Genomic DNA, 22,116 nt, shown 5'->3' on the forward strand with positions numbered 1-22,116 from the left:
CGCCCTAGCGGGGACGTCGCGTGGCGAGGAGCACCGGCGGCGGTGTTCTTACAGAGAGGAAAGAGTCTTGTCGGAAGTACCCGGGACCCGATGGTGGCGCTCGAGAACCTCAATGATCTTGCGGTCTCCTGCCGCGACTCTTGTCGCTGTTGTGGTGGCCATCGTGATCGCAATCGCTGTCGCGCTAGGTCAAGCCCCAGGGAGTGGTGTAGTTCGGGTTCCTTCGATCTGTTGATGGTTCAGGCGGTGAGCTCGAGGGTGCTGTCGGTGTTCACCTTCTCCGTGCCGGTGTTGTCGACGAGGGTGAGTCGGGACTTCGCGAGGATCTCGAGCCCGAGGTAGCGGCGGCCTTCGGCCCATTCGTCGGTGATCTCGGTGAGGACGGCGCCGACGAGGCGGATGATCGCGCCGCGGTTGGGGAAGATGCCGACGGAGTCGGTGCGGCGACGGATCGCCCGGTTCAATCTCTCGTTGGGGTTGTTGGACCAGATCTGCTGCCAGAGCCCTTCGGGGAACCCGGTGAACGCGAGGATGTCAGCTCGGGGGGTGTCGAGGTGCTCGTGCGCGTCGGGGAGTTTCCCGTTGACGTAGTCCAGGAGCCGGTCGAACTGGGCGTTCACGGCGGCAGCGTCGGGTTGGTCGTAGACGGAGTGAAGCATCGCTTTCACCGCCGGCCACATAGTCTTCGGTGTCACGCTCATCAGGTTGGCCGCGTAATGGGTGCGGCAGCGTTGCCAGACCGCGCCGGGCAGATTCGCCGCGATCGCCTCCACCAGGCCTGCGTGGGCGTCGGAGGTGACCAGGCGGACGCCGCCCAGGCCGCGGGCGACGAGGTCGGCGAAGAACGAGTTCCAGGCCGCCCCGGTCTCGGACGTCGCGACGCGGAGCCCGAGGACTTCGCGGCGCCCGTCGGCGTTGACGCCGGTCGCGACGAGCACGACGGCGTTGATCACCCGACCGCCTTCACGGACTTTCATGGTGAGCGCGTCGGCGGCGACGAACGTGAACGGGCGCGAAACCCCCAGGGGTCGGTGCCGGAACTGGGCGACGTGCTCGTCGAGATCCGCGGCCATCCGTGAGACCTGCGACTTCGACAGGTTGTGGATCCCAAGGGTCTTCACAAGCTTGTCCATCCGGCGGGTCGAGACGCCAGCGAGGTAGCAGTCCGCGACGACCGTGATCAGCGCCGACTCGGCGCATTTGCGGCGTTCGAGGAGCCATTCGGGGAAGTACGTGCCGGAGCGCAGCTTGGGGATCGCGACGTCGATCGTCCCAACCCGGGTGTCGAGGTCGCGGTGCCGCTAGCCGTTGCGCTGCGCCGCCCGGTCGGTGGAGCGTTGGCCCCATTCCGCGCCGACGACGGCGTCCGCGTCGGCGGACAGCAGCGCGTTGATCGTTGTCTGCAGCAACCTGCGCATCAGATCGGGAGACGCGTCGCCCAGCGCTTCCTGAAGCAGGCCAGCGGGGTCGACAATATGAGCTGCGGTCATCGTGAAGATGCCTTTCGAGTGGGATGTGAGGGTTTTTCTCGAAGGGAACTACACGGTGACCGCACCATCTCTACGACGAGACCGGCCACCGCGAACTACACCACGCTACGGGGCACTACTTCGGCGCTTGTGGGGGTCTTCGTCAGCGCCGACGATGGATGCATGGCCACGACGCGCACGCTCACCCGACGAAACGCGGGATGGATCGCGCTTGCTGTCGCCGGTGTCCTCGTCGCGGCGGCGCTCGTCGCCGCATCGATCGTCGCGTCGGGGCGGGGCGAACCGCTCGCGGCAGCGCCGACGCCCACGCCTACGCCCACAGTCGAACCCGCGGCGACACCGACACCCACCCTGGTCGGGCCCGCCGCTGACACGACCGACTACGACCTGGCCGGACTCCCTGAGATCACCGTCTTCGCCATCGTTCCCGAGCTGCCCGTCGACGACGATCCTTTCGGCCGGCTGACCGGGGTCGCCGCTCGCGCGGCGGGCGCCGCGGTCCCTGTGTTTGCCGAGCCCGGTGGCGCTCCGGTGGCGTCGCTTCCGCGCGATTACTACTACGACGGCACCGTGGTGCCGGTGATCGAGCAGCACGACGCATGGGTGAAGGTCATGCTCGTGGGCCGCCAGGCCTATCCCTCCGGGGGAAACTCCGGGCAACTCACCGGATGGCTCCGGACGCAGGACGTCGAGTTTACGGCGCAAGAGGCGGTCGTCGAGGTCTCCCTCGGCGACCGCACCATCGACATCGTTCGTGGGGAGGGGCGGCAGCGCATCGCCGCCGACTTCGGGTCCGGCGTGGAGGCGACGCCGACGCCCCTCGGTCGTTCGTTCATCATGACGGTGCGCACCGAGCCGAGCTTCGCGTACACGAGGGGGAACCCGATCACCTACCTGTCGGTGCAGAGTCCGACTCTCGACGGATTCGACGGCGGCGATGTCGCCGTGACCGCCTTTCACTATCACGACACACGTTCCGGCCGGGTGTCGAACGGATGCCTGCGCGTCGACGAAGCCCCAGCCCACGCGCTCGCCGCGCTGCCGCTCGGAACTCCGGTGATCATCCGAGAATGACGCTCGCGCGGATGCCGCGACGCCGGGTGCCGCACCGGGTCAGCGGCGGGGCGGGCGGCCTTCGCGCTTCGCGGAGTTGCCGAACCGGTCGGGCTTCAGCTCGATCAGCTTGCCGCTGATGCGTGTGTTCTCGAGGCGCTTCAGGGTGTCACGCGAGAGATCCGCGGGCAGCTCGACAAGTGAGAAGTCGGGACGGATCTGGATCGCGCCGAAGTCCTCGCGGCGAAGGCCACCCTCGTTTGCAAGGGCTCCCACGATCTGGCGCGGCTCAACCTTGTGGCGCCGGCCGACGGAGATCCGGTAGGTCGTTCGGGGTCCGCCTCCGCTGCGCGGGCCGCGGTCGGAGCGGTCGCCACGGTCACGCCCGCCACGCTCGGGTCGATCCTGCGAATCACGCGAGAACCGAGGCTCGGGTGCGGCATCCGGTTCGAGCAGTAAAGGCGTATCGCCCTGCGCGACGATCGCGAGCGCTGCAGCGACATCCGCCTCGGGCACGTCGTGGTGCTCGACATAGTGGGCGATGATGTCGCGGAAGATGCCGATCTGAGCCGGATCGGCGAGCGCCGTAGTGATGGCATCGTCGAAGCGCGTGAGTCGCGTGGCGTTGACGTCGTCGACGCTCGGCAGCTTCATCTCGGTCAGCGGCTGCCGGGTGGCTTTCTCGATCGCCGTCAGCATTCGACGCTCGCGCGGGGTGACGAAGCTGATCGCAGCGCCCGTGCGACCGGCGCGTCCCGTGCGTCCGACGCGGTGGACATACGACTCGGTGTCGATGGGCAGGTCATAGTTGACGACGTGGCTGATGCGGTCGACGTCGAGACCGCGGGCCGCGACATCCGTGGCGACAAGGATGTCGAGCTTGCCGCTCTTGAGCTGGTTCACCGTGCGCTCGCGCTGCGCCTGGGCGACGTCGCCGCTGATCGCGGCGGCCGCGTATCCGCGGGCGCGCAGCTTCTCAGCGAGGGTCTCGGTCTCGTTCTTGGTGCGCGTGAAGACGATCATGCCCTCGAAGTTCTCGACCTCGAGGATGCGCGTGAGCGCATCCAGCTTCTGCGGGTACGACACCATCAGGTACCGCTGCGAGATGTTGGCCGAAGTCGTTGTCTTGCTCTTGACCGTGATCTCTTCGGGGTCGCTCAGATACTGTGCCGAGATGCGCCGGATCTGCGCCGGCATGGTAGCTGAGAACAGGGCTACCTGTTTCGTAGCGGGGGTGTCGGCCAGGATCGACTCGACATCCTCGGCGAAACCCATCTTGAGCATCTCGTCGGCCTCATCGAGCACCAGGTACTTCAGCTCCGACAGGTCGAGCGTGCCCTTGTCGAGGTGGTCCATGATGCGGCCGGGGGTGCCGACGACGATGTGCACGCCGCGGCGCAGTGCCGAGAGTTGCTGACCGTAGCCCTGACCGCCGTAGACGGGAAGGACGTGTACGCCGCGCAGGTGCGATGCGTACTTCTCGAACGCCTCGCACACCTGCAGGGCGAGCTCGCGGGTGGGGGCGAGCACGAGCGCCTGCGGGGTCTTCTGCGACAGGTCCAGGCGGGAGAGGATCGGTAGCGCGAACGCTGCAGTCTTTCCCGTCCCCGTCTGAGCGAGACCGACGACGTCTCGTCCGGCGAGCAGGGGAGGGATCGTCGCAGCTTGGATGGCCGACGGCGTCTCGTATCCGACATCCTCCAGCGCCTTCATGACCGCATGGTCGAGACCGAGCTGGGCAAAGGTGGGTTCGGATGCGAGGGGTTCGGCCTCGTCGGTCGCGTTCTCGAGGGAAGAGGCCATGGGTGTGACGCTAGTCGCTCCGTGGGTTCGGCGCGATTCCGCATCCGCGCGCGGCTGCGCGTGCCCGTCACCGCGTCTCAGGTGTGCAGGTGCGCACGCTGGCCCTCGCGATCGAAGACCATGACGAGCTCCGCCGGGTCGTTGATCGCGCTGATAGCGTGCGGGGTCATCGTCGAGAACTCCGCAGCCTCGCCCTGCGCGACCTCGATGTGCCGCCCGCCGAGCTGCAGGAGCACGCGCCCCTCGAGCACGAGGAACCAGTCGAAACCCGGATGCACGCGGGTCGCCGGGATCTCGCGCTCGGGTTCCAGGCGCATCTTCATCGCCATCGTGCGCCCGTCGACGCGGTTGAGTGCCCAGGTCGTGCGCGCTCCGTTGGTGTGCTGAGTGGGACGGATGACGACGTCGTCGTCGTCCGCGGCGCGCAGTAGGTCGTCGACGCTCACCTGCAGTGCTTCTGCCAGCGGCACCAGCACGTCGATACTGAGCGCGCGCTTGCCGGTCTCGATCCTGCTGACCGTCGAGGCACTGAGGTTGCTGCGATCGGCGATCTCGTCGAGCGAATACCCGAGCGTGGTGCGGATGCTGCGCAATCGCATCCGTGCGAGGGTCTCGACATTGGTACTGGCCATGGGTCCAGCATCCGTCTCTCTTGCGAATACTGCAAGCTAGCATCCACTATTCGCCAGACGGGCCTACCCTCGACGCATGGGCAAACACGACTCGTCTCACCACAACTCTCACGGACCTGCGATGATCCGCCGGTGCGATGTGTCCGTCATCGGCGGCTCGGCTGCCGGGCTCGCTGGCGCACTCCAGCTCGTCCGCCAGCGCCGCTCGGTGATCCTGGTCGACGACGGCACACCGCGCAACGCGCCGGCCGAGCACATGCACAGTTACCTCGGGCGCGAAGGCGCATCGCCGGAACAGCTCCGAGCGATCGGGCGAGAGGAAGTCCGCTCCTACGGCGGCGAGATCCTCTCGGGTCGCGTTCTCGATGTTCGCCGCGACGGCGAACGGTTCCGCGTCGAACTCTCCGGAGGTGGTGCCCTGCTCGCGCGTCGCGTGCTCGTGGCATCCGGGCTCACCGACGAACTGCCCCCGATTGAGGGTCTGGCCGAGCGGTGGGGTCGCGAAGTGATCCACTGTCCGTTCTGTCACGGCTGGGAGGTGCGTGATCAGCGCGTCGTCCAGATCGTGACGAGCCCCCTCGCCCTGCACCCGACCCCGCTCATGCGCCACCTGACCGACAGTCTCACTGTGATCTTGCACGATGGGGTGGAGGTGGATGCCGAGGCCGTGCGGCGACTTGAGGCATCAGGTGTCACCGTGATCGCCGCACCCGCGACCCGGGTGACGGATGCCGACGGCGCGCTCGGCATAGACCTCGCCGACGGCACCCGAATCGCCGCCGATGCCGTGCTCGTCGGTGCCCGGTTCCATGCCCGCGTCGAAGCGCTGAGCGGCCTTGGGCTCGCAGCGACTCCGCATGCGACCGGGTTCGGGGAGGTGCTCACGGCCGACGCGACAGGCCGAACGGCGGTGGACGGCGTTTTCGCGGCAGGTAACGTCGTCGACCCGAGCCTGCAGGTGCTTCCTGCCGCAGCGAACGGCAGCATGGTCGGTGCGCAGATCGCTTTCAGCCTCGCCGACGAGGACCTGGCCGCCGGTGACCGCCCGTCGGGCGTCGAAACCGAATGGGACGGTCGCTACGGCGGCGAGCAAGTGTGGAGCGGGAATCCGAACGGCACACTCGTCGCCGAGGCATCCGCTCTCATTCCGGGAACCGCGCTGGATGTCGGCGCCGGCGAGGGCGCGGACGCGCTGTGGCTGTCGGCGAACGGATGGCGCGTCACGGCATCCGATGTCTCCTCCCGTGCTCTCGCGCGCGTCGAGCACGAAGCGCGGCGCCGGGGTCTTGCCGTGCGCACGTGGCACGTGAATGCCAACAGCGCCCGTCCCTACGGGGACGAGAGATTCGACCTCGTTTCGCTGCAGTACGGGTCGTTCGCCCGCACGCCAGACGGCAGGGGAGTGCGCAGCCTCCTCGACGCCGTGGCTCCGGGCGGCACCCTGCTGGTCGTCGCACACGACACCGCATGGGCGCGGGAGGCGGTCGACCCCGCCGAGCACACTCCGATGTTCGATCCGGATGCCTACGTCGGCGTCACCGAGATCGTCGCAGCGCTCGCTGCCGATGCCGGGTGGCGCATCGAGGTGCACGAGAAGCGGCCGCGTCCTGCCGGAGCGGTGAGTGGCCACCACGTCGAGGACGTCGTGCTGCGGGCTGGGCGAACCGTCTGACCGACCCGCTGCGGAAGGTGGCGCGGCCTCAGCTGTCGAGCAGGCAGGACAGGCGCTTCTTGCGGCTGTTCTGGGTCACTATCCACGCGACATCCGGATCGTCGGTATCCAGCGCGGCGAAGGCGGGAAGACCGTGCGTCGGGTCGGCGGCAACTGCCACGCTCCAGCAGTAGCCGAGCGCCAGGCGTAGGGTTCGGGAGTCGGGGGTCTTCCGTTCCTCAGGCTCCCGAGTCGCGAGATGCCGGGTCGCGCGCTCGCAGGCATCCAGGGCGAGCGATGCCATCCGCGGATCCCGCAGCAGGCGCGGCTCGCAGATCGCCGCGACGGCGGCGCGCTGCACGAGGGGATGGGCGTGGTCGACCCACGCGTCCACGATCGACGCGAGCGCCGCGGGCTTTGTGTCGCCCAGGAGCTGGAGGCCCAGCGCGACTCCTTCGCGCACGCGCCACCGGGCGTCGGCGGCAAGCTCCAGCGCTCGCTTCTCGGATGCCGTGCCCTCGGCCCTCGCGCCGAGGGCGGCAGCAGCGCACGTCGCGTGATACTCGTCGCCGGTGGACAGGAGCGTGTCGATGGTGGTCTCGTCGGCCAGAGGTACATACGCCGAGACCAGCTCGAGGTTGGCGCGCGGTCCCGGAAGCCCCGAGTGCTCCGAGAGGTAGGCCGCCCACTCCGGGGTCGGCATCGCTCGCAACGCAGCAGTCCACTGGGTGCGGCCGGTCATATCCCGACAGTTCGCCGCAGGGGTGGCCGGTGGATACGCGGAACTAGGGCGCCGGAGCCCACACTTCTGCCGGGTCGATCCGCTGCGAGATCCGGCGACTCATCTCACCGAGCTGTGCGGCCTCCTCGTCGCTGAGTGTGTCGAACACGAACTCGCGAACGAGATCGTGATGATCGGGCAGCGCCGACTCCACGAGGTTGTGGCCGGCCGCGGTCAGGATGCCGAGGGTGAACCGTCCGTCCGCCGTATCCGTCTCACGCCGAACGAGCCCGCGTCGCTCCAGCCGTGTGAACGCGCGGGACAGGCGCGAAAGCGTGGAACTCGCGTAGCCCGCCAGAGTGCTGAGGCGCAGTGTCCGCTCGGGCGCCGCGTCGAGGGCGTAGAGCAAGCCGAACTCGAAGTGCGTCAGTCCGCAACTCTCCTGCAGCTGCGCGTCAAGGGCTCGGGGGAGGCGCTCCACGAGGGTGGCAAGCGACGCCCACGTCGCGAGTTGCGCAGTAGTGAGGGGCATGGATCGAGCCTAGCCCGATTGACTTGCTCAGGAAAGTCATTCGACGTACGGTTGAGTTTCCTGAGCAAGTCAATCGGCGAGCCTGCACCCGACGGACGCCAGAACGGAGCATCCATGGACCTGCAACTGACCCGCAAGAGCGCCTTCGTGAGCGGATCGACCGGCGGAATCGGCTACGCGGTGGCGGACGCGCTCGCCGCCGAGGGAGTGCGGGTTATCGTCAACGGCCGCAGCGCCGAGAGGGTCGAAGAAGCCGTGGCGAGGCTCCACGTCGCTCATCCCGGCGCTGACGTCTCAGGGATTGCCGCCGACTTCGCAGACCCTGCGCAGGTCACCGACCTCATCGCGCGCCTCGGCGAGGTCGACGTGCTGATCAACAACGTGGGACTGTTCGGTCTCGGCGCCTTCGAAGAGATCGACGACGCACAGTGGCAGCACTACTTCGACGTCAACGTCATGAGCGGCGTTCGGCTCTCGCGGGCGCTGCTTCCCGGGATGCTTGAGCGCGGATGGGGCCGCATCGTCTTCATCGGCAGCGAATCGGGCGTCTCGGTGCCCGCCGACATGATCCACTACGGCGTCACGAAGGCCGCCCTGATCGCCCTCGCCAACGGCCTGGCCAAGCGGACGCGCAGCACGGCCGTGACAGTGAACACGGTTCTCGGCGGCCCGACCTATTCAGATGGTGTGGCAGCTGCCATCGAACAGATCGCGCAGGCGCAGGGCGCGCCGATGGATGCGGTGAAGGATGCCGTGATCGGCCAGAACGCGACGACCCTGCTCGAGCGGTTCATCGAGCCGACCGAGATCGCGGCGCTGGTCACGTATCTCGCGAGCCCGCTCGCGTCGGCAACCAACGGAGCAGCTCTCCGCGCCGATGGTGGAGTGCTCACCACCATCGTGTGAGACCGGGCTTACCCACGCCTGAGCGCATCGAATCACCAGCCGTCATACCTACGGTAGAAGCATGACGGATGCGGGGTGGCGCAGTGGATCCGGCGTCCGCCGCGTCACGGCAGGTGTGGCGCTAGGCGCGGTTATCGCGGCAGGGCTCGGCGTTCACTTCCTGCTGCCCGACATGGCAGCTACCGACATCGCCGGTGACGCCCTCTACGCGGCGGCGGTCTATGCGTTCATCATCCTGCTCATCCCGCGGCGGCATCCGCTCCTTGTCGGTGCCATCGCACTGGCCTGGTGCGTGGGCATCGAGCTCTTCCAGCTCACCGGCGTTCCGCTTGCGGCGGGCGCCGCGTTTCCGCCGGCGATGCTCGTCCTCGGCACTGTCTTCGACCCGCGTGATCTGCTCGTGTACGGGGCGACGATCGTCATCGTCACGGCGACGGATGCCGTCATCCATCGCGTGCGGGATCACCGGCCCTGACGCTTCCCAGCCGAGATCGGTACGGTGGTCTGAATCTGGGCCGGTGGTGATCAAGGTGTGGGAGCGGTTGCGCGTGCGAGGTGTCGTCGCGATCTGGTGGCGGGACGTCACCGATGGCACGTTCTTCAATCGGTGGAGCGCGCTGCTGTCGTTCGTGCTTGCAGCCATCGTCGGCGTGCCCACGGTTCACGGGGCATCCGTCCAGGGCTACCTGCAGGCAGTCGTCATTGGGGCCCTCGGGTGGGTGGTGCTTGCGGCTCTCGCGCTGCCGGCAACGATCGCCGAAAGGCGCCTGCGATCACGGCCCGCCCGCGGCATCGTCGTACTCACGACCCTCCTCGCTCTGTGCGTGGTGCGCACGCCGCTCAATGACGCGCTGAGTCTGTGGCTGTGGGATGTCGGGACGACGGGAGCGTTCGCGCCGCGTGTGATCACGAATATCGTGTCAGGGCTCGCGATGTTCTCCCTCGTCGCCATCGCTCTGTCTGAATACGCCCGCCGGCGCGCGATTAGAGCACGCCTCGAGCGCGCGCTCGCGCCGATGCGGGCACGCCTGGAGCGGGCCCGGGTCCAGGCAGCTGAGGTTGATGAGGTGCTCGCGGCTACCGCACAGCGGCTCCGGGCCTCCCGCAACGTCATGCTCGCCCGTCCCGTCGACTTCGAGACCGTACGCGCCTACGCCGAGAAGGTTCGCACCGAAAGTCACCTGCTTGAGGCGCGCGCTGACGCAGTCGATACTTCGGCGCCGGGATCCGGCCCCGTCGCCCTCGCTGCCGAGCGCCGACGCGGCGTCTCGGAGCGTCTCATGCCGCCGCCGTGGTTCGCGGTCGCGCTGGTCTACGGCTGTGCGACCTTGCCGTTCTCTCTTATGCACGGCGGAGTCGGGGTGGCGGCGCTCGGAATGGTCGGTCTGGTCCTGATAGACCTCGCTGGGGGGCTGGCCACTCGGCGCTTGCTTCCGGCGCCCGGCGCACGCACTCGCCCGATCTTGTTCCTGCTGGTGTGGACGCTCGCCGGCATTGTCGTCGCCGCGATGTCACTCGCGTTGTTGCCGAGCATCGGCATGGTTGGTTTGGTCGGCATCATCACGATCCCGGGCCTTGCGATCGTGGTCTCGGTCTGCGTCGACGCGCTGCGTTCCGCGCACCTGGCCGCCACACAGTCGCAGCAGCTTCTCGCGGTCACAGCACGCGATGTGGCTGCAGAGAGCGCGCGCGCATCGGATCCCCTTCGCCATGCTGTAGGCATCCTGCACGGGGGAGTGCAGGGCCAGTGCGTCATACTCGCCGCGCACGCCGACGAGCGTCAGCCCACCGTCGCTGAGGTTGCTCAGTTCCGCGAGCGAACTGACGACGCGTTTGAGCGGATGCTGGGTCCGGTCAGTGACATCGAGGTTGGGCGCGGGTCGCGCCACGGTCCGCTCGGTTCCCTCGGTCGGGTGATTTCGGCGTGGCGGGCCGTGCTCGACATCGCCTACACCGCATCCGCTCATGCGCAGGCGGCGCTGCGCGACCGCGACACGGATGAGCGCGCCGCCGAGATCGTCACGGAAGCGTTCGTCAACGCGGTCAAGCACTCGGGTGCCCGGCACGCGGTCGTCACGCTCGCGACCGAAGACACCGGTCGCGTGCGGGTCAGGATTGTCTCGCCGGGCAGGCTTCCCGCGGCCGAGCAGCAGGCGTCGGGAATCGGAACGCGAAACGCCGACACCCGGATATACCAATCCGACGATGATGTCGTGCTCGAATCCTTCCTCGCCCCCGTCTCAGATGATCCCTCCGGTGTTTCTTCGGAGCCCTCTGCCGCGAGCTTCTAGTTTCCCTGTTCGGGCAGCTCGGAGGCCCGTCGGCTTTTGCCCCGCGGACCCGGGAACATTGTGTAACAATGCTGCGGTGACCGGAGTGATCGCCGTGGTGCTGGCAGCGCTGTGCTTCGCGACCACGGGAACGGCGCAGGCGCTCGCGGATGTCGATGCATCCCCGCTCTCGGTCGGCGCTGCGCGCATCCTCATCGGGGGCGGGATTCTCGGCGCGATCGCCCTGGTGACGCGGCCACTGATGCCGCGCGCTGCGCCGTCAGCCGAAGCGGCCGTAGCTCGTAGGGCGCCTACCTGGGTCATCGTCACGGTCGGGGCGATCGGCGTGCTGGCCTACCAGCCAACGTTCTTCGCTGGCACACGCCTGAATGGGGTAGCGGTCGGTACGGTCATCGCGTTGGGATCGGCGCCGATCGTGACCGGCATCCTCGATGCCCTCATCCGTCGGCGAATGCCGAGCCTGCGCTGGGGCGTCGCGACCGCCATCGCGCTGGTCGGCGTCGTTCTCGTCTCGGGTCTGGTCGGCGGCGCAGGAGCCGCGGGCGTCGGGCCGCTGGGAGTTCTTGCCTCGCTTGCCGCGGGCGCTTCGTATGCGCTCTATGCGCTGGCCAGCAAGCTGCTGATGGACCGCGGCTGGAGTTTCCAGACCGCGATGGGCGCCGTGTTCGGAGTGGCAGCGGTCGTGAGCCTGCCGCTTCTTCTTGCGAGTTCGCCCGGGTGGCTGGTCACCCCCGCGGGTCTCGCGCTCGCACTCTGGCTCGGCGTCGTCACGACTGCGGTCGCGTATCTGCTCTTCGGATGGGGTCTGCGGCGGCTCGCCCCGACCACGGTTGCGACGCTCACGCTCGCGGAGCCGCTCGGTGCGACGCTGCTCGGCGTCTGGGTGCTTCACGAGCACCTCACGGTGGCGTCGGCGATCGGTCTTGTCGTGCTCGCCCTCGGGCTCGTGGTGCTCTCACTGCCGACCGCCCGGAAGGAGAAGACGGATGTCTCCGCGCCGGCGTGAGAGCGAACCCGGTCCGACCCACGCGGCAGCGCTTGCGGACGCGCTGCGCGCCAGCATCCTGTCCGGCGAGCTGGGTCTAGACGCTCCGCTTCGGGAAGAGCGCCTCGCCGCGGAGCACGCTGCGTCTCGACACACCGTGCGCGCCGCACTTCAGGCGCTCGCGGCAGAGCGGCTCGTGACGATTGCGCCCTACCGAGGAGCCCGCGTCGCCAACCTCGACGACGATGCGGTCGAAGCGCTCCAGGAGCTGCGCGGTGCGCTCGAGGCGGAAGCCGTTCGCCAGGTGAGCGCCAAGCACGGCACGCCGTGGCCGGCTGCTGTCACGCGTCCCGTGAAAGAGGCGATCGACCGGCTCGCGCTGGCCGAGGCATCAGGAGACTGGCTCGCAACAACGCGGGCGCACGCCGAGGTGCACCGTCTCATCGTGGAGGCAGCGGCAAGTCCACGGATTGCGCAGGCCCATCGGCAGCTGGAGTCCGAGATCCTGTTGCTCCTCACGCACGTCAGGCCGGACTATCCGGCGGGCTCGCTCGCCCGGGAGCACACTGGTTATCTTGACGAGATTCAGCGCGAAGGAGGGGACGCGGTCCGGGCACATCTGGCGCACTCGGCCGACCTCATCCGCGCCGCCCGCTGCCAGGCGGCCACCGACGAGCCGTAGCGGACGATCGTCGCGGGGTACGCCATTGCGCTCCCGTTCCAGACCGGCGCGGGCGCGGCGCAGTGGAGGCTTCCCCCTCCCGCCACGGCGAGATCGACAGTCTGCTCGCGCCAGGTCTCGTCCGGGGTCGGGGTGGGTGCCGGGACCGACGAGCGCGGTCCGTCGAGGAGGGTCAGCGCCACCCGGGCGAGCGAGATGCCGACGTGCGACACCGCGCCGGTGAGGTGACGGAGCTCCAGCGCACTCATGACGGATGCCGCGAGCAGGTAGCCGGCTGTGTGGTCGAGCGCTTCCCCTGGCCGGTGTCCAGGAACTGCCAGTCGATCTCGGGAAGGCGGGGACTGTCGATGCGCAGCACGTCCGCCCCGAACAGTGCGAGGGTGCGGGTCGAGACAGGTCCGGCGATCACCCGCGTGAGGTCGAGCACCCGGACGCCCGCGAGGGGCAGTGACGATGCCGGCTCCGTCAGCGGCGATGCGCCAGGGTCCGCCACGTCACGGCGCACGAGCGGGTAGGCGCGCACGGCGTCGGCGTGCGGATGCGTTCGCCACTCCTGCACTGTCCGAACCCGGCCGACGATCGCTCCTTCAGCGGCAGCGCGGTCTTCCCAGTGCGCACCCGTCGCGGTACGCAGTGCAGCGGCGATCGCCTCCTTGCCCGCGTCGTCTCCGAGCCCCAGCATCCGACGGAGCGCCGCCGCGTGGTGCGGATAGTTGCCGTGGGTTCTGACCCACCCGTCGGCGGTCTCGAAGAACCCGGATGCCGGGGCCCAGGCATCCGGTCTCTCGCCGTTCCAGGTGAAGACTTGCTCGCTGCGGTAGGCAGCAGTCACGCGAGGTCCGTCGAGAACGACCGGGATGAGGCTCGCCACGTCGACCTCGCGGCCAGTGCTGCGTGCGTACGCCAGGGAGGCGGCGGCAACCGATGCGGCCCCGACCGCTGTGGCGGCGAGCCGGGCGACGGGGAGAGGCGACGGCAACGTCACCGGACCCGCCGGCGGCCGCAGCGCGGCGACCAGCTCGGTGCGGCCGGTCGCCGCCGAGACGAGTTCCGAGGCGAGCTGCTCGAACGATGCTGACATCAACGTCCTCCCTCGAGGTCACGGATGAATCCGCGGAGCAGGTCGAGTCCCTCCGGCCACGGGCCGTGGCCGCTGAGGACATTGATGTGTCCGGCGTCGCCAACATCGTGCGCGACGAGCACCACCGGCTCGCCAGCTTCCTGCACTGCAGTGCCGACGGCACGGTCCCAGTCGTCGGAGTCGGGTTCGTCCCAGGATGCCGGAGTGCTGCGCACCCAGGCCGGATGCTGCGCTTGCCAGATCGACTGCCAGTGGCCGGGGGATGAACCACCGAGCCCCGGGACAACGACGACCGAAGCATCCTGCATCGCACTCCTCCTCCGTTCCCACTCGTACTCGCACCCGATTGTCTCCATCACATCGGGCGCGAGTCGCCGGCCAGAAGAGCCAATGTGCGTTTGCTGGCCCGTCGCAAACGACCGGTCAGCGGGCGTAGCGATCCACGAAGGTGCGGAGCATCCGGCTTGGATGCAGCACCTCGCGTTCACGGACGGCGGCGAGGGGAACGTGCACCTCGGTCGGCGCGAAGTACCCGTAATCCGTGTATGCGTGGATGCGCGCGGTGATGCCGTTGACATCGAGCTCCGGGTGGAACTGCGTCGCATAGATGTTCTCGCGCACGCGGAACATCTGCACGGGGCAGGTGGTGGAGGAGGCGAGCAGCGTCGCCGAGGAGGGGAGCGAGCGCATCGCCTCCTTGTGCCCGACGAAAGCATCGAAGCGCGGAGGGATGCCGGCCAGCAGGGGGTCGGTGATCCCGGCATCCGTCAGCGACACCTCCACCACGCCGACCGGCTCACCGTAGGTGCGGTCGATGATGGCACCCTGGTGGGCGCCGACCGTTCCCACGCCGTAACAGGCGCCCAGGAACGGGAAGTCGCGCGCGACGACCTGGTCGAGGAGCGCATCGAACTCTGCCTCGACGCGCCGCTGCACGGCGGATTTCTGCTCGGGCGGATCCGACGCGTTGAACGGTCCGCCGCCGACGAAGATCCCCGACAGGTCATCGAGGTCGAGCTCGGGCATCGGGCCTGCCTCGAGCCGCACCCGTCGCAGCTCAGACTCCGTGAGACCGGTGTAGCGCAGGAAAAGCTCGTACTCTTCATCGGCCGGACCGTCCTCCGCGCGGGTCGCCAGCAGGATGAACGGCTTCATCCGCTCAGCTTAAGCGCCCCGAACGCCCGTTCATCCTGCAATCGGCACGCGCCGCGAACATTCGGTTTCGGTGCCGTCGCGCCGTCACCGAGACCGCTGCTGTTACGGCGAAACGACCAACGGCAAAGGGGGCAGTAGGCCGTGAGCAGTGCGAAACAGGCAGGTCCGCGCGAGAACACATCCGCTTCAGCGCTATCGAGCGCCGCGAGGCGGTGGGTGATTCTCGCTGCCGCATGCGTTGTCGGCTTCATCGTCGTGTACGTGATCGCCGTGTTGACGGTGTGGGGGCAGGAGTGGGAGAACGCGGCTATCGCGGGCTCGGGCCAGGTTCTGCCCTGGGAAGCGACGGATGCCGACGACAATCTCGATCTGATCCAGACGTGGTCGCTCGCCATTGCCGTGCTCGTGGTCGGCATCATCGGATTCGCGCGGCGGCAGGTGTGCACGGCCCTGGCGGGGATGGCCGTGATCGTCGTCGGGGTGCTGCTGTCTGAGGCGCTCAAGCGCTTCATTCTGTGGCGTCCCGACCTCGCCCCGGCGGACTTCGGTGCGGGTCACAACAGTTTCCCGAGTGGTCACACCACGATCGCGATGACCCTGATCGTCGCGATGATCATCGTGGTTCCGTTCCGGTGGCGGGGCCTGGCGATGGGCATCGTCATGACCTGGGCCGGGTTGATCGGTGCGCTGACGGTCACCGTGCACTGGCACAGGCTCTCCGACACTCTGGCGGCAGACATGCTCGCGCTGTACCTCGGCAGCCTTGCCTCGCTCTGGCTCCTGAGGTCCGAGCGGGTGAAGCAGTACGCGGGCGGCGGAGAGTTCCGTGGTCGGCGCGTCTACGTCATCGTCGCCGCCACTCTCGCGAGCATCGGTCTGATCGCGGGGTTGGTATTCGGCATCCTGGCCATCGCTTTCGGGCTGCAGAGCTCGACGGGGCAGTTCCACGCCTACGCGTCGGCGCAGCTGCTCGCTGCAACGGGCTCGGTCTTTGCCGCGCTGGGTTTCTGGGCAACCTGGCGGGGGCTGGACGTTCCGGATGCCGCGAAGCCGGCCTAGAGTCGCTTCCCGAACGTCCGGCCGCGCCTCGCCGGCTGCGGGCAGCTTCGTGACGAGTGTGTAAACCTCCCGTGGCGATTCGCGGCCGAGGATGAATCGCTCCGTGCGACTCGGTATCTTCGTGTCGTGCCCGACACACAGAACTCCGACGCGACCCTGCGTCCCACGCATCCCCTGGCCCTTGCTCCCGTCATCGCACCGCCTGCGTCGGTTGACGGATTCGTCAAGCAGTTCCTCGCGAACCTGAACTTCGATCAGGGCGTTTCACTGTCGGCATCCGATGCCAACGACCAGTACCTGGCGCTCGCCGGGACTGTTCGCGACTACCTCATGGCCCGCTGGCTCGAGGACCAGACCCGGCAACGCGAGCAGCAGGCGAAGACCGTCTGCTACCTGTCGGCGGAGTACCTGCTGGGCAAGCAGCTCGACAACAATCTGCTCGCGGCGCGGCTGGGCGAGATCGCGACGGATGCCCTCGCGCAGTGCGGCATCTCGATGGACGACATGCGCGAGGTCGAGGTCGAACCGGGCCTCGGCAACGGTGGTCTGGGGCGCCTCGCTGCGTGCTTCATCGATTCGCTGGCCACCATGAGCGTGCCGACGATCGGGTACGGCATCCGCTACGAGTACGGGATCTTCCGGCAGACCTTCGTCGACGGCCAGCAGGTCGAACAGCCGGATGCCTGGCTTCGCATGGGCTCGCCGTGGGAGTTCCCCCACCCCGAAGCCGCCCAGACGATCTCGTTCGGCGGTCGCACCGAGACCTATGACGACAACGGTGTGGAGCGTACGCGCTGGATTCCGGACTGGAACGTGCTCGCGGTGCCCTACAACATGATGGTTCCCGGGTATCACAACGGCCGGGTCAACACCCTGCGGTTGTGGCGCGCGGCGGCGACCAACGCCTTCGATCTGCGCATCTTCAACTCCGGCGACTATGAGGAGTCGGTGCGCGCCCAGACCTTCGCCGAGAACATTTCCAAGGTGCTCTACCCCGAGGACTCGACGCCCCAGGGCAAGGAGCTGCGCCTGCAGCAGCAGTACTTCTTCGTCGCGGCATCCATCAACGACTTCCTCGACCGCGTGCTCCCCGAGGGCTTCGACCTTGAGAAGCTTCCCGACCGCGTGATCTTCCAACTCAACGACACGCATCCGGTCATCGGCGTGCCCGAGCTCATGCGCGTGCTGGTCGACGAGCGCGGCATGGAGTGGGACGACGCGTGGGCGATCACGCAGAAGTGCTTCGCCTACACCTGCCACACGCTGCTGCCCGAAGCCCTCGAAGTCTGGTCGGTGGACCTGCTCGGCCGGCTGCTGCCGCGCCACCTCGAGATCATCTATCGCATAAACGACGACTTCCTCGATGAGGTGCGCGAGCGCTTCGGTGACGACATGATGCGCCTGCGCAACATGTCGATCATCGGCGAGCACCCGTACCGCTCGGTGCGGATGGCCTACCTTGCCACGGTCGCCGGCGCCAAGGTCAACGGCGTCGCCGAACTCCACTCGCAGCTGCTTCGCGACAAGGTGCTGCACGAGTTCGCCGAGATGTACCCCGACAAGTTCACGAACGTCACCAACGGTGTCACGCCACGCCGCTTCATCCGTCTCGCGAACCCGTCGCTTGCGAGCCTCATCACTGAGGCGCTCGGCGCGGGCTGGACCGTCGACCTCGAGCGGCTCCGGGGGCTAGAGGCGCTCGCCGAAGACGCCGAATTCCGGGAGCGGTTCGCCGCCGTCAAGGCAGCCAACAAGCGGCACCTCAGCGATGTGCTGGAGCGCCGTGACGGTGTCACGATCGATGACACCCACCTGCTGGATGTCATGGTCAAGCGCCTCCACGAGTACAAGCGCCAGACCCTGAAGGTGCTGCACATTGTCACCGAGTACGAGCGCATCGTCTCGGGCAAGGTCGCCGCTGCCGACATCCAGCCCCGTACCTTCATCTTCGGGGCCAAGGCTGCTCCGGGGTACGCGATGGCCAAGCGCATCATCCACCTCATCAACTCGGTCGCGTCGGTCGTGAACAACGATCCGCGGGTCGAGGGGCGCCTGAAGGTCGTCTTCCCGCCGAACTACAACGTGACCCTCGCCGAGAGCATCATCCCGGCCGCCGACCTGTCGGAGCAGATCTCGCTCGCCGGCAAGGAAGCATCCGGTACGGGGAATATGAAGCTCGCCTTGAACGGTGCGCTGACGATCGGCACCGACGACGGCGCGAACGTCGAGATCCGCCAGCTTGTCGGCGACGACAACTTCTTCCTGTTCGGCATGACCGAGCCCGAGGTCGAGGCGCTGTGGGCGAAGGGTTACAAGCCGGCCGACTTCTACCAGGCCGACCCGCAGCTGCGCGCCGCCATGGACCTCATTGCCTCGGGCGCGTTCTCGGGCGGTGACCGCACGGTCTTCGAGCCGATCGTGTCGAATCTGCTCTACGACGACCGGTTCATGGTGCTCGCCGACTACGCCTCATACATCGAGGCGCAGGCGCAGGTTGACCTGGCATATGCGGACCAGGATGCCTGGACCCGATCGGCGATCCTCAACATCGCCCGCTGCGGGTTCTTCTCATCCGACCGCTCGATGCGCGACTACCTCGACCGCATCTGGCACGCCCGCCCGCTGCTCTGACGAGTTCGCGGCTAACGTCGCGTCAGTCGTGCGGCCAGGCAGCCAGCGCGTCATCGATGAGTCGTGCGGCCCGACCGGACACCGGCTCGAGGAGTTCGACCACCGGAGTCCGGCTCTTCGCACCTCGAGGCGCCGAGAAGCGCCAGGTACCGACCACAACGCCGTCGACGAGGACTGCCGGGCGGAAGACGCCGTTCTTGCCGGGAACGAGAGCGTCGAACATCGCGTCGGAGGCCACGAGCGACCGGTCGGCATAACCGAGGATCCACTCGTCGAACGCGGGAACGAGCGTCACCGTTTCAGCAGACCCTTGCCAGTTCGAGTCGGCTGACGCGGATGCCGCGGCATCCAGATATGCGGGCTTCTCGCCGAGCTGTGCCAGCTCGATTCGGTCGACGGATGCGGCGGCAGCGCGCAGCCCCGTCTTGGGAAGCTTCGTCCACCAGGCCAGGTCGTCGAGGGTCACCGGCCCCCGCGCGGCGACATAGCCCGCGACGATACGGCTGAGTGCGGCATCCGTGTCGGTGTCACGCTGGGTCGCCGTGAGGGTGAGGTACTGCTCCGATCCGTCAGGAGCGAATGCGCCCCAGTGCGCCAGCCCGTTGATGCACAGGTGGACGAGCAGGTGGTACCCGCGCCCGCCGTCGGTCGAGATCCCGGCATCTTCCCACGTCGCGAGGATGTCGGCGCGGCGAAGCGGAGCGGTCTCGAGCGCCGCGACGGCGACCTCGTGCGCGCGGTCGATCGTGGCGTCGTCCAGCCCCAGTTGCTCCCGGCGCCGCGCCATCGACTGCAGCGTTCTCGTGCCGGTGAGGGCGAGGAGAGACGCCAGGTGCTCGGGAGTCGTCGCGAACAGTGTGCCGCGCATGGGCCAGGACCGCACCAACTCACCGCTGTCAAAAGCGGCGCGGACATCGTCGACGGTCGTTCCCGGGGCCGACCGCAGAGCGATCGCGCGCAGGACTGCCGGAAGATCCTGGCCTTGGAGCGCGACCGCTCGATCCACCACCTCCCGAGGGGAAAGGGTCGAGCCGCCGAGCAGCTGGGCCCGGTGGCGTACGCCCCGCGCCTGGGCGGGGGAGAGGGATACAGACATGTCGATCACCGTAGTACCCGCCACCCCCACGCAGCCGGGACGGCGGCGCTTCCGGTGGACTGCTGCCGCTCGGAGTGCCGGGCTTTGTCTCGGGTGGCCCGGGGTTTGAATGTCGGACCCCCCTCGTAGTGTCGGGGTATGGAAGAAGTCGGCATGAGTGGGTCGGGGCAGTGGCCTGCGGCTCAGGATGCTGACGTGTTCCTGTATGAGGGTGATGTGCGGGAGTGGGATGCCGAGGTGGCGGGGTGGGTTCCGCCGCGTCCGGACGCTGTCGCCCTGGTGATGGAGGCCGCCGACCTGGAGGCGGTGTTCGCTGCGCAACGGTTCGCGCGGGTCGATGATCTCCGCCTGGAGGCTCTCGATGATGTGTCCCGGTATGGGGGTGGGTCGCGGGAGCTGGTGATGCGTTCACTCCGCTTGGAGCTTGCGTCTGCTCTGCGGGTCACGGAGAACGCGGCGGGGATGATGCTCGCCCGCGCCGAGTCGCTCGTGCACTCGTACCCGGCCGTGTTGGAGTCGCTCTCGCGTGCGGGGGTGACGGTCCGTCACGCGGAGATCCTCGTCGATGACCTCGACGTGCTCCACCCCGATGTCGCCGCGGGCCTGGTGGGTCGGGCGTTGGGGTTGGCGGAGTCTCTGCCGGTGGGATCGTTTCGGCGGTCGCTACGCCGCCTGATTGACCGGGAAACCGCCCCCACGTTGACGGAACGTCACCAGGTCGCGGTGCGGGGGCGTCGGATCATGGTGGAGCCGGCGGGGGATTCGATGTCGTGGGTTCACGCGCTGGTCCCGTCGGTGGAAGCCCACGCGATTTACGGGCGGGTCACCCAGAAAGCTGTCGTGATCCGCGACCACGAGCGCGGTTCGACCCGGGGTGGGGAGCCGGGGGATGGGTCGGAACGGTCGTTGGATGAGATTCGGGCTGACGTGTTCTGCGACCTCCTCATCGACGGGACCGTTCCCCAGCACCCGAAGCAGGCTCGGGGCATCCAAGCGACCGTGGTCGTCACCGTCCCCGCCCTCGCGCTCCTGGGTGTTGAGGGGGTGACGGATCCGGCCGAGGTGGAAGGCGTCGGTCCGATCCCTATCGAACGGGCCCGTGAACTCGCCGGTGCCGCGGCGGGGTGGATGCGGGTGCTCACCCACCCCGAAACCGGTGCCGTTATCAGTGTCGGACGCACGAAGTATCGGCCACCACCGGAGCTGGCGAAGCTGGTGAAGTGGCGGGCTGACCGGTGTATGGGCCCGGGATGCGGGAAACCTGCCTCGCAGTGCCAGATCGACCATTCGGTTGCGTGGGCTGACGGTGGAGAAACCTCGGTGACGAACACGGCACCGTTCTGCCAGGGCCACCACACCGTGAAGCATCACGGCGGGTGGGTCATCACCCACCTCAATGACGGGTCCCTGGAATGGGTATCCCCACACGGGCGCCGGTACATCGTGAAGCCCGAGCGACACCTCCCCACCTTCTACCCCAACGCAGCCTGAACCTGGCCCGCTGGCCGCAGGTGTGTAATACCGGGGGGGCATGAGCGCGACGGAATCAGCACGCGGCAGCGACGTGACCCGCCAGATCCTGGTGATCGCGGCCTTCGTCTTCATGATCATCGGCGACGCCGTCGGCCTCGGAGCCTTCGGCGGCACGCCGATTCAGGATGCGCAGGGCGGGTCCTTCTCGCCGGACACGTCCTACCTCACGCCGGCTACCGAGGCCTTCGCCATCTGGACGCCGATTTATCTCGGCCTCGCGATCTACGTCATCTGGCAGGCGCTCCCGTCGCAGCGCGCCCGTGATCGTCAGCGCAGCCTTGGCTGGCTCATCGCCCTCCCGATGGTGCTCAACGGGCTCTGGCTCGTCACCGTGCAGTTCCTCTCGGTCTGGGCGACCGTGGTCTGCATCATCCTGCTCCTCGCAGCGCTCGTCATCACCTACCTTCGAGCGGTCCGCACCCGGGAGCCGGCCGATGGCTGGCTCGACGGCATCCTGATCGACGTCGTCACCGGCCTGCACCTCGGCTGGGTGGCCCTTGCTACCGTCGCGAACATCGCCGCGGCGCTCACGGCGACCGTCCCCGCCGACTGGGAGAGCGCGGCATCCGTCGTCGGAGTCATCGTGCTCATTGTCGTTGCCGCTGTCGCGCTCGGCATATCGGCGTCGGGCGGGTGGCGTATCGCTCCCGTCCTGTCGATCGCGTGGGGGCTCGGATGGCTCGCCGTCGCCCGTCTGCTCGGTGACCTCGTCGACGTCCCGATCGGGATCACGGCGATCATCGTCGCGGTGATCGTGATCATCGTCCCGGTTGTCGGCAGGCTCATGCGTGAGCGCACACTCGCCGACTGACACG

General features: G+C 68.0%; 19 protein-coding genes and 1 pseudogene. 11 read left to right on the forward strand and 9 right to left on the reverse strand.

All coding sequences use genetic code 11. The features are described 5' to 3' along the window. Positions 1 to 239 precede the first annotated feature (239 nt). Positions 240 to 1,490 (reverse strand): annotated as a pseudogene (locus LL236_RS09505) (IS256 family transposase). 162 nt (positions 1,491 to 1,652) lie between these two features. Here LL236_RS09505 and LL236_RS09510 point away from each other — a divergent pair. After that, the gene (locus LL236_RS09510; RefSeq protein WP_228178509.1) at positions 1,653 to 2,564 is read left to right on the forward strand and encodes a L,D-transpeptidase; all 912 of its coding nucleotides are present in this window, start codon (positions 1,653 to 1,655) and stop codon (positions 2,562 to 2,564) included. A 39-nt stretch (positions 2,565 to 2,603) separates the two neighbouring features. On the opposite strand, the gene LL236_RS09515 is transcribed toward LL236_RS09510, so the two are convergent. Together LL236_RS09515 and LL236_RS09520 are read right to left on the reverse strand one after the other, a co-directional pair. Then, positions 2,604 to 4,346: a DEAD/DEAH box helicase gene (locus LL236_RS09515; RefSeq protein ID WP_228178510.1), complete on the reverse strand. Its 1,743-nt coding sequence runs from the start codon at positions 4,344 to 4,346 to the stop codon at positions 2,604 to 2,606. A 77-nt stretch (positions 4,347 to 4,423) separates the two neighbouring features. Beyond that, complete coding sequence (locus LL236_RS09520) at positions 4,424 to 4,978, reverse strand: helix-turn-helix domain-containing protein (RefSeq protein ID WP_228178511.1); 555 nt, start codon at positions 4,976 to 4,978, stop codon at positions 4,424 to 4,426. Positions 4,979 to 5,054: 76 nt separating this feature from the next. Between LL236_RS09520 and LL236_RS09525 the strand changes: the two genes are divergently transcribed. Next, positions 5,055 to 6,650 carry a bifunctional NAD(P)/FAD-dependent oxidoreductase/class I SAM-dependent methyltransferase gene (locus LL236_RS09525; protein ID WP_228178512.1) on the forward strand — a complete coding sequence of 532 codons (1,596 nt, stop codon included), beginning with the start codon at positions 5,055 to 5,057 and terminating at the stop codon, positions 6,648 to 6,650. Between the two features lie 28 nt (positions 6,651 to 6,678). Here the strand turns inward: LL236_RS09525 and LL236_RS09530 are convergent, their stop codons facing one another. Together LL236_RS09530 and LL236_RS09535 are read right to left on the reverse strand one after the other, a co-directional pair. Further along, on the reverse strand, positions 6,679 to 7,371 hold the full coding sequence (locus LL236_RS09530) for a HEAT repeat domain-containing protein (RefSeq protein ID WP_228178513.1): 693 nt from the start codon (positions 7,369 to 7,371) through the stop codon (positions 6,679 to 6,681). Between the two features lie 43 nt (positions 7,372 to 7,414). After that, entirely contained in the window at positions 7,415 to 7,882 is a 468-nt protein-coding gene (locus LL236_RS09535; RefSeq protein ID WP_228178514.1) for a MarR family winged helix-turn-helix transcriptional regulator, read from the reverse strand. Between the two features lie 114 nt (positions 7,883 to 7,996). Here LL236_RS09535 and LL236_RS09540 point away from each other — a divergent pair, with 114 nt between their 5' ends. From LL236_RS09540 to LL236_RS09560, 5 genes are all read left to right on the forward strand, one after another. After that, on the forward strand, positions 7,997 to 8,788 hold the full coding sequence (locus LL236_RS09540; RefSeq protein ID WP_228178515.1) for an SDR family NAD(P)-dependent oxidoreductase: 792 nt from the start codon (positions 7,997 to 7,999) through the stop codon (positions 8,786 to 8,788). Between the two features lie 61 nt (positions 8,789 to 8,849). Then, positions 8,850 to 9,263, forward strand: a complete 414-nt coding sequence (locus LL236_RS09545) for a ribosomal maturation YjgA family protein (RefSeq protein WP_228178516.1) — start codon at positions 8,850 to 8,852, stop codon at positions 9,261 to 9,263. Positions 9,264 to 9,306: 43 nt separating this feature from the next. After that, the gene (locus LL236_RS09550) at positions 9,307 to 11,079 is read left to right on the forward strand and encodes a hypothetical protein (RefSeq protein WP_228178517.1); all 1,773 of its coding nucleotides are present in this window, start codon (positions 9,307 to 9,309) and stop codon (positions 11,077 to 11,079) included. Positions 11,080 to 11,155: 76 nt separating this feature from the next. Next, the gene (locus tag LL236_RS09555) at positions 11,156 to 12,085 is read left to right on the forward strand and encodes a DMT family transporter (protein ID WP_228178518.1); all 930 of its coding nucleotides are present in this window, start codon (positions 11,156 to 11,158) and stop codon (positions 12,083 to 12,085) included. After that, complete coding sequence (locus LL236_RS09560) at positions 12,066 to 12,746, forward strand: GntR family transcriptional regulator (protein ID WP_228178519.1); 681 nt, start codon at positions 12,066 to 12,068, stop codon at positions 12,744 to 12,746. Before LL236_RS09555 ends, LL236_RS09560 begins: the two co-directional genes overlap by 20 nt. 244 nt (positions 12,747 to 12,990) lie before the next feature. Here the strand turns inward: LL236_RS09560 and LL236_RS09565 are convergent, their stop codons facing one another. From LL236_RS09565 to LL236_RS09575, 3 genes are all read right to left on the reverse strand, one after another. After that, the gene (locus tag LL236_RS09565; protein WP_228178520.1) at positions 12,991 to 13,827 is read right to left on the reverse strand and encodes a CoA transferase; all 837 of its coding nucleotides are present in this window, start codon (positions 13,825 to 13,827) and stop codon (positions 12,991 to 12,993) included. Further along, positions 13,827 to 14,135, reverse strand: coding sequence for an RBBP9/YdeN family alpha/beta hydrolase (locus LL236_RS09570; RefSeq protein ID WP_228178521.1), 309 nt, complete (start codon positions 14,133 to 14,135; stop codon positions 13,827 to 13,829). The genes LL236_RS09565 and LL236_RS09570 overlap by 1 nt, the downstream gene beginning before the upstream one ends. Before the next feature lie 115 nt (positions 14,136 to 14,250). Next, positions 14,251 to 14,982 carry a glutamine amidotransferase gene (locus tag LL236_RS09575; protein WP_228178522.1) on the reverse strand — a complete coding sequence of 244 codons (732 nt, stop codon included), beginning with the start codon at positions 14,980 to 14,982 and terminating at the stop codon, positions 14,251 to 14,253. A 141-nt stretch (positions 14,983 to 15,123) separates the two neighbouring features. Between LL236_RS09575 and LL236_RS09580 the strand changes: the two genes are divergently transcribed. Both LL236_RS09580 and LL236_RS09585 read left to right on the forward strand, forming a co-directional pair. After that, positions 15,124 to 16,041, forward strand: coding sequence for a phosphatase PAP2 family protein (locus LL236_RS09580; RefSeq protein WP_228178523.1), 918 nt, complete (start codon positions 15,124 to 15,126; stop codon positions 16,039 to 16,041). A gap of 126 nt (positions 16,042 to 16,167) precedes the next feature. After that, positions 16,168 to 18,672: a glycogen/starch/alpha-glucan phosphorylase gene (locus tag LL236_RS09585; protein WP_228178524.1), complete on the forward strand. Its 2,505-nt coding sequence runs from the start codon at positions 16,168 to 16,170 to the stop codon at positions 18,670 to 18,672. Positions 18,673 to 18,694: 22 nt separating this feature from the next. Here the strand turns inward: LL236_RS09585 and LL236_RS09590 are convergent, their stop codons facing one another. After that, the gene (locus tag LL236_RS09590) at positions 18,695 to 19,768 is read right to left on the reverse strand and encodes a winged helix DNA-binding domain-containing protein (RefSeq protein WP_228178525.1); all 1,074 of its coding nucleotides are present in this window, start codon (positions 19,766 to 19,768) and stop codon (positions 18,695 to 18,697) included. Between the two features lie 153 nt (positions 19,769 to 19,921). On the opposite strand from LL236_RS09590, the gene LL236_RS09595 reads away from it, so the two are divergent. Next, positions 19,922 to 21,259 carry an HNH endonuclease signature motif containing protein gene (locus LL236_RS09595; protein ID WP_228178526.1) on the forward strand — a complete coding sequence of 446 codons (1,338 nt, stop codon included), beginning with the start codon at positions 19,922 to 19,924 and terminating at the stop codon, positions 21,257 to 21,259. 40 nt (positions 21,260 to 21,299) lie between these two features. Then, positions 21,300 to 22,112 (forward strand): TspO/MBR family protein, encoded by an 813-nt coding sequence (locus tag LL236_RS09600; RefSeq protein ID WP_228178527.1) that lies wholly within the window; start codon positions 21,300 to 21,302, stop codon positions 22,110 to 22,112. Positions 22,113 to 22,116: the final 4 nt, after the last annotated feature.

Source organism: Microbacterium schleiferi, assembly GCF_020781975.1.
Lineage (GTDB): Bacteria > Actinomycetota > Actinomycetes > Actinomycetales > Microbacteriaceae > Microbacterium.